We start from the raw sequence: 465 nt of genomic DNA, 5'->3' as shown, positions 1-465 counted from the left end.
AGCTCATTAAACCTGGCATTTCAGCTTCGGCTAATTCAATTTCTTTTCTTCCCCAAGCGGCTAATGAAATATCTTTAACCTTATTAGGAACGTAAGCAACTGTTTTTGTACTCATATTGTTATATTTGTGGGTCTTTTAATTAAAGTGCAAAGATAACCAATAACTTTCATAAAACTAAATGCCTCTTTACAAAACCCTTACGCCTAATTTACAAACTTGTGTTAAAATTTGGAAGATTACAGAATCTTTTAACGCTTTAATGGCACCATTACAACTAACTGAAAATAGTTTTAATAGGGTAAATGGTATGAAAAGTGAGTTACACCAACGTGGGTTTTTAAGTGTGCGCCATTTACTTAAGGAGTTTGGATATACGGATGCCGATTTATTTTATGACGATTTTGGTAAACCTTATTTAAAAGATGGTAAACAAATTTCAATAACACACTCGTTTAATTTTTCTG

At 31.8% G+C, this 465-nt stretch carries 2 protein-coding genes; one reads left to right on the top strand and one right to left on the bottom strand.

What is annotated here, in order from left to right; all coding sequences use genetic code 11:
- Positions 1-115 (bottom strand): adenosylhomocysteinase (locus FUA24_RS24485; RefSeq protein ID WP_148546049.1); only part of this gene is annotated, 115 nt, incomplete at its 3' end.
- A gap of 64 nt (positions 116-179) precedes the next feature.
- Between FUA24_RS24485 and FUA24_RS24480 the strand changes: the two genes are divergently transcribed.
- On the top strand, positions 180-465 hold a 286-nt coding region (locus tag FUA24_RS24480), incomplete at its 3' end, for a 4'-phosphopantetheinyl transferase family protein (protein WP_394344244.1).

It is taken from the genome of Seonamhaeicola marinus, from assembly GCF_008085455.1.
Note: the sequence above shows the minus strand (reverse complement) of the source record. Positions and strands in the feature narration are given on the sequence as shown.